This is a genomic window from Methyloversatilis universalis FAM5 (genome assembly GCF_000214035.2).
Taxonomy (GTDB): Bacteria; Pseudomonadota; Gammaproteobacteria; order Burkholderiales; family Rhodocyclaceae; genus Methyloversatilis; species Methyloversatilis universalis.
The window spans coordinates 63,546-71,637 of sequence record NZ_AFHG01000031.1; the positions used below are offsets into that span (position 1 = coordinate 63,546).

General features: G+C 69.7%; 8 protein-coding genes. 7 read left to right on the forward strand and 1 reads right to left on the reverse strand.

All coding sequences use genetic code 11. The features are described from left to right. Window positions 1-15 precede the first annotated feature (15 nt). The 6 genes from METUNV1_RS04830 to METUNV1_RS04855 all read left to right on the forward strand — a co-directional run bounded on the left by METUNV1_RS04830 (window position 16) and on the right by METUNV1_RS04855 (window position 5,885). Window positions 16-1,311: a lipase family protein gene (locus tag METUNV1_RS04830; protein ID WP_008059429.1), complete on the forward strand. Its 1,296-nt coding sequence runs from the start codon at window positions 16-18 to the stop codon at window positions 1,309-1,311. Window positions 1,312-1,425: 114 nt separating this feature from the next. Further along, window positions 1,426-1,986: a carboxymuconolactone decarboxylase family protein gene (locus METUNV1_RS04835; RefSeq protein ID WP_008059430.1), complete on the forward strand. Its 561-nt coding sequence runs from the start codon at window positions 1,426-1,428 to the stop codon at window positions 1,984-1,986. Next, a complete protein-coding gene (locus METUNV1_RS04840; protein ID WP_008059432.1) occupies window positions 1,983-3,068 on the forward strand; it encodes an acyl-CoA dehydrogenase family protein in 1,086 nt (361 codons plus the stop codon). Before METUNV1_RS04835 ends, METUNV1_RS04840 begins: the two co-directional genes overlap by 4 nt. Next, window positions 3,065-3,910: an ABC transporter ATP-binding protein gene (locus METUNV1_RS04845; protein WP_008059435.1), complete on the forward strand. Its 846-nt coding sequence runs from the start codon at window positions 3,065-3,067 to the stop codon at window positions 3,908-3,910. Before METUNV1_RS04840 ends, METUNV1_RS04845 begins: the two co-directional genes overlap by 4 nt. Beyond that, on the forward strand, window positions 3,907-5,139 hold the full coding sequence (locus tag METUNV1_RS04850) for an ABC transporter substrate-binding protein (protein WP_008059436.1): 1,233 nt from the start codon (window positions 3,907-3,909) through the stop codon (window positions 5,137-5,139). Before METUNV1_RS04845 ends, METUNV1_RS04850 begins: the two co-directional genes overlap by 4 nt. Before the next feature lie 2 nt (window positions 5,140-5,141). Beyond that, window positions 5,142-5,885, forward strand: a complete 744-nt coding sequence (locus METUNV1_RS04855; RefSeq protein ID WP_008059437.1) for an ABC transporter permease — start codon at window positions 5,142-5,144, stop codon at window positions 5,883-5,885. 10 nt (window positions 5,886-5,895) lie between these two features. Here the strand turns inward: METUNV1_RS04855 and METUNV1_RS04860 are convergent, their stop codons facing one another. Then, window positions 5,896-7,269 (reverse strand): sensor histidine kinase, encoded by a 1,374-nt coding sequence (locus tag METUNV1_RS04860; protein WP_043359084.1) that lies wholly within the window; start codon window positions 7,267-7,269, stop codon window positions 5,896-5,898. Here METUNV1_RS04860 and METUNV1_RS04865 point away from each other — a divergent pair. Further along, window positions 7,268-7,900 (forward strand): response regulator, encoded by a 633-nt coding sequence (locus tag METUNV1_RS04865; RefSeq protein WP_008059439.1) that lies wholly within the window; start codon window positions 7,268-7,270, stop codon window positions 7,898-7,900. The genes METUNV1_RS04860 and METUNV1_RS04865 overlap by 2 nt on opposite strands. Window positions 7,901-8,092 lie beyond the last annotated feature (192 nt).

The window sequence follows — 8,092 nt, forward strand, 5'->3', positions numbered from 1 at the left end:
ATCGAGGACGCATCCATGCACCCCCACTTCGCTTCATCTTCCCGCGCACTGACCCGCAAGCTGGTTGCCGGCGCCATCGCGCTCGTACTGTCGGCCGGCCTGTCCGCTGCCCCCGGCACCCGGGCGCCGGCACCCGACCCGCTGCAGGGCGACGGCCGGGTGTCCGACTTCTACGTCTGGAAGGACGTGATTCCGGCCACGCCGGGCAAGCTGCTGCGCAGCGAAGCGCTGCCGCCGGCGGTCGGCCTGGCCGGTACCGCCAGGCAGCTGCGCATCCTCTACACCTCGACCAGCGGTTTCGACGGCCGGACGCCCATCGTCGTGTCCGGTGCGCTGTTCATCCCGGCCGGCCAGCCACCGGCCGGCGGCTGGCCGGTGCTGGCCTGGGGGCACGGTACGGTCGGTCTGGCCGACATCTGCGCGCCGTCGTGGGCCGGCCGTTCCTACCGCGACGTGCGCTACCTGCAGCGCTGGCTGTCCGAAGGCTATGCCATCGTCGCCAGCGACTATGAAGGCCTGGGCGTGGCGGGTCCGCACCCGCTGATCAATGTGCCGTCGCTGGCCTATTCGATACTGGACAGTGCGCGCGCCGTGGTGCGCGACGTGCCGGGGCTGGCGAACAAGGTGCTCATCGTCGGCCAGTCGCAGGGCGGCATCGGCGCGTTCGCGGCGGCGGCCCACCAGCCGGGCTATGCGCCGGATCTCGGGGTGAAGGGCACGGTGGCCACCGGTGTCATCTACCGCAGCAACAGTCCGGCGACTTCGGGCAACGCGACGCCGCGCAATCCGCACAAGGTGGATGACGCGCTGTCCTACGGTTTCTACGGTTTCATCGTTGACCAGCAGCACGAGCCCGCGCTGCAGGCGTCCGACGTATTCACCGACTTCGCCGCACCGGTGGTCGATCAGGCGCGCAATGTGTGCCTGTCGCAGCTGATGGGCGACGTGGTCGGTGCCGGTCTGACGCTGGCCAATACCCGCAAGCCTGACAGCGATGTCGGCGAGCGCTACCGGCGCTACCAGCTGGGTGCGGAAGAACGGGCACGCCGCTACAGCGTGTATCCGACGCTGAAGCTGAACCACCCGGTGTTCATCGGCACCGGCGCCGAGGACGTGACGCCGTCCGCCGTGAGCCAGCTGGCGCTGATGCGTGACGCATGCGCCGCCGGCACGGTCGTGGAAGGCCACCTTTACGCCGGCCTGGGCCACAGCGCGACGGTGAATGGGTCGCTGAAGGATTCGATCCCGTTCGCGCGAAAGGTGATCGCCGGCGAGCCGGTCACACCGGTGTGCGCGCCGGTGCTCGAGTGAGGGGCGGCAGGGCGGATCGTGATAAGCATTTCATGATTTGTTCTGCATTTTGAATTGGTTGGGCGGCGGCGGGCGGCTGGCTAGAGTGCGCGCATCGTCATCGAGGAGCGCCGCATGCCCCGCCTGAACCTGCTCACCGCCGACACCGCGCCGGACGCCAGCCGTCCGCTGGTCGAGCGCGTGGTCGCCAACAACGGCTTCCTGCCCAATCTGGTCGCCTCGCTGGCCAATGCGCCGGTGGCGCTGGAAACCTATCTGACCGTCGGCGAGATCAACGGCCGCGCCAGCCTGACGCTGGCCGAACGCGAGGTGATCCAGATCACCGCCGCGCGCATCCACGGCTGCGATTTCTGCGTCGCCGGCCACAGTGCCATCGCGCTGAAGAAGGCGGGATTCGACAAGAGCGCAGTGGTCGCGCTGCAGCGCGGTCGCCCGGTCGGCGATGCCCGTCTGGATGCGCTGGCCGCCTTCGCCGCCGAGGTGATCGCCACCCGTGGCGCGGTGAGTGATGCGGCGCTGGCTGAATTCACCGGTGCCGGCTTCGTGCGCGAACAGGTGCTCGAAGTCATTCTTGGCGTGAGCCTGGCGACACTGTGCAATTTCGCCAACAACTTCGCGCAGAACCCGATCAATCCTCAGCTGCAGCCCTTCAGCGCGGGCGCGCTCGGCGCATGAGCACGGTGCTGCCCGAAGGCCTGCGCGACTGGCTGGGCGCCCACGCGCCGGCGCTCAACGACGGCAGCGCGAACGACGAGGCGCTGCTGCCGGCGCTGGCGTCGGCCGGGCTGTTCGCCATCGGCGTGCCGGAAAGCTTCGGCGGGGCCGGCGGCCGCACCGGTGATGCGGTCGACGCGATTGCCGCGGTGGCCGAACATTCGCTGGCCGCGGCTTTCGTGTTCTGGGGTCACCGCGCCTTCATCGAATACCTGCTGGCCAGCCCGAACGCGGCACTGCGCGAGCGCCGGCTGCCTGCGTTGCTGGACGGCACGCAGGCGGGGGCGACCGGCCTGTCGAACGCGATGAAATTCCTGTGCGGCATCGAGTCACTGCAGATCGAAGCGGTCCGTGAGGGCGAGGGCTGGCGACTCGACGGCAAGCTGCCGTGGGTGACCAATCTGCGCAAGTCGGGCTTCGTATGCGCAGCGGCGGTGTCGTCGCGCGACGGCGAGCCGCCTTTCATCGTCGCGCTCGATCACGACCGTCCGGGCGTGCGCCGCAGCGCCGATCTCGATCTGATCGCGATGCGCGGCAGCAATACCGCGGCGCTGTCCATCGACGACGTGCGCATCGATGCCGCTGACGTGATCGCCGGCGATGCGCGTGACTGGCTGCCGCGGGTGCGGCCGGCCTTCCTGGCGCTGCAGTGCGGCATGTCCATCGGTCTGGCCCGGGCAGCGCTGTCGGCGGCGCAGGCGCGCTGCAGCAGTGCCCGCGCCACGCTGCAGGACGCCCTCGACGCGGTCGGCGATGGCCTTGCACGCCAGGTGGTGGCGCTGCATGACGGGCTCGCCGCCGGTCGTTTCGTGGCCGATCCGGTCGCGCTGTTCCGGCTGCGCATCGCACTGGCCGACACGGTGCAGCGTGCGGTGCAGCTGGAACTGCAGGCCAGCGGCGGCCGCGCCTATCTGGTCGACCCGCAGTTCGGCTTCGCCCGGCGGCTGCAGGAATCCGCCTTTGTGCCGGTGATCACGCCCAGCGTGACCCAGCTTGAGGGCGAACTGCTGAAGCGCGCGCAGCAGACCGCGAGGGCAGCGTGAACGCGCCGCTCGAAGGCGGGCGGCTGTATGGCGCCGGACAGCCGGCGGTTGAGGGGCATGCGCTCAGCGCACGCGGTCTTGCCTACGCCTATGCCGGCGCGGCATCGGTATTCGCCGACGTGGCGATCGACATCCGCCACCGTGAGATCGTGTGCCTGCTGGGTGGCAGCGGCTGCGGCAAGTCCTCGCTGCTGCGCGTGCTGGCGCGGCTGGAAGCGCCAACCGCAGGTGAGATCCGGTTTCTGGGCGAGGTGCTGACCGCGCCACATCCGCGTGCGGCGCTGGTGTTCCAGCAGGCCAGCCTGCTGCCCTGGCTCGATGCAGCCGGCAATGTGGGATTCGGCCTCGATTTTGATCACCAGCCGGCGCTGTCCCGCAGCGAGCGCGCCGAGCGGGTCGGGCACGCGCTGTCCGCGGTCGGTCTGGCCGGCCACGCCCACCGCTATCCGGCCCAGCTGTCCGGCGGCATGGCGCAGCGGGTGGCACTGGCCCGCGCACTGGCGCGCCAGCCGCAGCTGCTGTTCGCCGATGAACCTTTTTCCGCGCTGGACGCGATCACCCGCGCCGAAATGCAGGACCTGCTGGTCGAGCTGGTGCACCGCTGGCACACCGCGGCGCTGCTGGTCACGCACGACATCGACGAAGCCATCCTGGTGGCCGACCGCATCCTGTTGATGGGCGGTGCGCCCGGCCGCATCGTGCGCGAATGGGCGGTGGACATCGAACGCCCGCGCGAAGCGCAGCCGGTGGCGGTGACCGCGCTGCGGCTGGACATCCTGAATGCGCTGCACGCATTGCGTGCGCACTCATACGAACACCATCAGACAGAGGGCAAGACATGAACAAGGATGGAAAGCTGCACATCTGCGCGTCGTCAGACTGCGGCTGCGGGCTGACGCGCCGCGACATGCTGAAGCTGGGCGCGCTCACGCTGGCCGGCGTGGCCGCGCCGCTGCTGCGCGCCGGCGATGCGCGCGCCCAGGCCTTCAGGGGCGACGATCAACCGGTGAAGATCGGCTATCTGCCGATCACCGACGCGACGCCTCTGCTGGTGGCCCACGCGAGAAAGCTGTTCGAGGCGGAAGGCCTGAAGACCGAAGCGCCGCGGCTGTTCCGCAGCTGGGCGCAGATTGTCGAGGCCTTTGTCGCCGGTCAGGTGAATGTGATCCACCTGCTGACGCCGGCGGCGCTCTGGGTGCGCTACGGCTCGAAATTCCCGGCCAAGATCGTCGCCTGGAACCATGTGAATGGCTCGGCGCTGACCGTCGATCCGTCGGTCTCGACCGTCGCCGATCTGGGCGGCCGCACGGTGGCGGTGCCATTCTGGTACTCGATCCACAACATCCTGCTGCAGCAGGTGCTGCGCGCCAACGGCCTGACCGCGGTGACGAAGGCGAAGGACAGCGCGCTGGCCGCGAACGAGGTGAACCTCATCGTGCTGCCGCCGGCGGAAATGGTGTCGGCGCTGGCCGGCAAGTCCATCGCCGGCTACATCGTGGCCGACCCGTTCAATGCGCTGGCCGAAACCAAGGGGGTGGGCAAGGTGCTGCGCTTTTCCGGCGACGTGTGGCAGAACCATGCCTGCTGCGTCACCTTCCTGTCCGAGCGCGATACCAGCGAGCGGCCGGAGTGGGCGCAGCGCGTCACCAACGCCATCGTGCGCGCCCAGCTGTGGACCCGCAGCAACCAGCTCGACACCGCCAAGCTGCTGTCGGCGACCGGCGAGGGCAAGTACACGCCGCATGCGCTGCCGGTGCTGTCCAAGGTGCTGGCGGCCACCGACTATGCGAGCTACGAGGCGTCCGGCGTGGTGAAGAACAAGGGCTGGTACCAGCGACGCATCGACTTCCAGCCCTATCCCTTCCCGTCCTACACCGAAGAACTGGTGCGCGCGGTGAAGCAGACCCGGGTCGAGGGCGACACGAAATTCCTCGATGCGCTGGACCCGAAGTTCGTCGCGGCCGATCTGGTCGATGACCGCTTCGTGCGCAAGGCCATCGATCTGGTGGGCGGACCCAAGGTGTTCGATCTGCCGGCGGATCTGCGGCGCAAGGAAATCGTGCGGGTGTGAGCATGCTGCGTCTCATCCTTCCCCTGGCCGGACTGGCGGCCGCGCTGCTGCTGTGGGCGGCGGGTGCGGCCTGGCTGACCCAGCGCATGCCGGTGGCCGCCGATTTCGCGCCACTGCCGTCGGCCGACGCGCTGTGGCAGCTGGTCGGCGGCGGCGATCTGTGGCCGCATGTCTGGCTCAGCCTGAAGCGGGTGCTGGTCGGTCTGGCGCTGGCGATCGCCATCGGCGTGCCGCTGGGTGTGCTGACCGGGCTGTCGAAGCGGTTCGCCCAGGGCACGACGCCGCTGTTCCAGTTCCTGCGCATGGTGTCGCCGCTGTCCTGGATGCCGCTCGCGGTCATGGTGCTGGGCGTGGGCGATGCGCCGGTGTATTTCCTGCTCGCTTTCGCGGCGGTGTGGCCCATCCTGCTCAATACCGCATCCGGTGTGGCGCAGCTGGACCCGAACTGGCTGCTGCTGGCGCGCAGCCTGTCTGCGACGCGCCGCGAAACGGTGTTCCGCGTGGTGCTGCCCGGCATCACCGAACACATCCTGACCGGCGTGCGGCTGGCCATCGGCATCATCTGGATCGTGCTGGTGCCGGCGGAAATGCTGGGCGTGTCGGCCGGGCTGGGCTATTTCATTCTGGATACCCGCGACCGGCTGGCCTATTCGGAACTGATGGCCGCCATCCTGTTGGTCGGTGCGCTGGGCTATGCGCTGGATTACCTTGCGCGCACTGCCCACGCGCGCTGGCTGCACCGCTGAGGCGGTGGCCTCAGCCCGCCCGCGGCAGCCGCAGCGTGAATACGCTGCCCCGACCCGGGCGGGAGCGCACCGTCAGCGTGTGGCCCAGCAGTTCGGCCTGCTTGCGGGCCAGCGCGAGACCGAGGCCCTGGCCCTGATCGGCCGGGCGGCTGCGGTCGTCGAAGCGGCGGAAGGGCAGGAAGATGAGGGCCAGGTGTTCGGCCGCGATGCCCGGCCCGCTGTCCCTGACCTCGATGTCAATGTGGTCGCCGCGCGGGCGGGCGGCGACCAGCACCCGCCCGTGCCGGGTGTAGCGCACCGCGTTCGACACCAGATTGTCCAGCATGGACTGCAGCATCATGGCGTCGCTGTCGACCACGGAGGCGGTCGGGCGGAAGCGCAGCTGCAGCCCCTGGTCCGCCGCCTGCGGCGCGAACTGCGCGGCACAGGCCGCCCACAGTTCGGCCAGCGGCAGCGCCCGCCTGAGCACCCGTGCCTCGCCAGCCTCCAGCCGCGACAGTTCGATCAGTCGCGACAGCTGCTGGCTCATCGTGCGCACCGCCGAATCGATGCCGTCGCACACCTCGGCAGTGGCGGCGGACGGCGCCGCGCCCTGCGCGATCGCCCGCAGATAGCGCACGTGCAGGCCGATGGCGTGCACCGGCTGCCTGAGGTCGTGGGTGACGCCGGCCAGAAAGAGGTTCTTCGCCCGCATCGCGGTCTGTACCGCGTCGCGCTCCTGCCGCAGGTCTTCGGCCAGCCGCGCGTTCTGCCGTGTCAGCAGCAGCGCATCGCGCATGGTGGCGTGCGCGCTGCGACCGAAGGACAGCAGCACCAGCAGGTAGAAGAACAGCGTGAGGCCGCCGGCCAGATTCACCAGCCCGCCCATCAGTGCCCCCTTCAGCACGAAGGGCAGCAGGGTGCCGATCAGATAGAGCCGCAGCGCGCCGGGTAGGGCGGTGGTGGCGGTGACCGCGCCGCCGGCCATGCCGGCCAGGATGGCCACGCTGAAGAAATCGACGAAAGGATCGACGCCGCGATATACCAGCCAGGGCAGCAGACCCCAGGCCAGACCCGTCAGGCCGGCGATCACCGTGTAGCGCCGTTCGACCCGGTCGAGGCCTGCGCGGTCCAGCGAGGCCAGCCGGGGGCGCATGTGGCGCACCAGCGCGTAGCGCAGGCCGACCAGCAGCCACACGGCCAGCATCCACAGGCCGACCGGCGCCGGCGCGTGGCTGCCCAGCAGCACCACGACGGCGGTCAGCGACACCGCCAGATTGCCGGCCACGATGGTGGGCGTGTGTCCGAACAGCACGCCGAGCAGATCCCGCCGCACCGCGTCGAGCGCGGCCGTGTCGCAGTCGAGCGGGGCGGGGGCTGCGGGAATGGTAGTTTCCGGCCTCATGAATGCCGCCGAGATTAGCATCGTCGTCGCCGAAGACCACGCACTGGTGCGCCAGGGGCTCCGTCTGATGCTGTCCACCGAAAGCGATCTGCGCTGGCTGGCCGACTGCGGCGACGGCGGGCAGGCGCTGGAACTGGTGCGCACGCTGTCGCCCGACCTGCTGCTGCTGGACCTCGGCCTGCCCGGGCTGGACGGTCTGCGGGTGATGCAGGCGATCGCCGCCGAGCGGCTGCCGACCCGGGTGCTGGTGGTGACCGCGCGACAGGAGGCCGCCTCCTTCCATGCCGCGCTGGGTCTGGGCGCACATGGCTACCTGCTGAAGAACGATGACGCCGACGCGCTGGTCGAGGCGATCCGGCGGGTGGGGGCAGGCGGCTATCACGTCAGTCCGGAACTGGCGACGCTGTTCGGCCCGCGCGAGGCGACAGGGCAGGAAGAACTGACCGCGCGCGAGAGCGACATCGCCGCCCGGGTCGGACGCGGCCTGTCGAGCAAGCAGATTGGTGCCGAACTGGGCATTTCCGAACACACGGTGCGCAAGCACCGCGAAAACATCGCCCGCAAGCTCGGCCTGCGCAACGCGGCTGAACTGGTGGCCTGGTCGGTCCGTCACCGCTTGCCCGAAACGTGATGCACGCCGCATTGCCGCGTCGATAGACGGCTGCCGGGACGCCCTGCTACGCGCATCTGCGTATTTACGCTGCGCCGGGCCACGCGCTCCAATGACAGGATCGACGGCAGATGCCGGAACCGCGCGCGTCCCGACTGCGGCGACCCTGTCCACCCCTCCGGGGTCTGCCCGTGAGCGATGACCGCATCGGAT